Source organism: Candidatus Avoscillospira sp. LCP25S3_F1 (assembly GCF_052117125.1).
GTDB lineage: Bacteria > Bacillota > Clostridia > Oscillospirales > Oscillospiraceae > Avoscillospira_A.
The window spans coordinates 1-546 of record NZ_JBQKJT010000069.1; the positions used below are offsets into that span (position 1 = coordinate 1).

Sequence of the window (546 nt, forward strand, 5' to 3'; positions counted from 1 at the left end):
GATGGCCGGAAAGAGGTCCTGGGAATGTGGGTTGGCGAAAATGAGAGTGCCAAGTTCTGGGCAACTGTACTTAACAGCCTAAAAAACCGTGGTGTAGAGGATATTTTCATTACCTGTACAGACAATTTGACGGGATTTGATGCGGCTATCCACGCTACCTTCCCACAGACTGAGATTCAGAACTGCATTATCCACCAGCTGCGCAATTCCAGCAAGTATGTGTCCTACAAGGACCTGAAACCCCTTATGGCCGATCTGAAGGCAGTCTATGCCGCCGTGGATGAGCAGGCAGCCCTGGATGCTTTGGACACCTTTGGGGAGCGCTGGGACAAGAAATACCCGAAAATCTCCCAGTCCTGGCGGTCCAATTGGGCCAATCTCAGCACCTATTTCAAGTACCCCCAGGAGGTTCGCAGACTGATCTACACCACCAACGCCATCGAAGGTTTCAACCGCCAGCTGCGCAAGGTGACCAAGGCCAAGTCCGTCTTTCCCACCGATGACAGCCTGCTGAAAATGCTGTATCTGGCCATGATGGACATTACA

Annotated in this window: 1 protein-coding gene; it reads left to right on the top strand. The window is 52.0% G+C overall.

The annotated features are described in order from the left end of the window. Positions 1 to 546 (top strand): IS256 family transposase (locus ACTQ33_RS17135; RefSeq protein WP_441465694.1); only part of this gene is annotated, 546 nt, incomplete at both ends.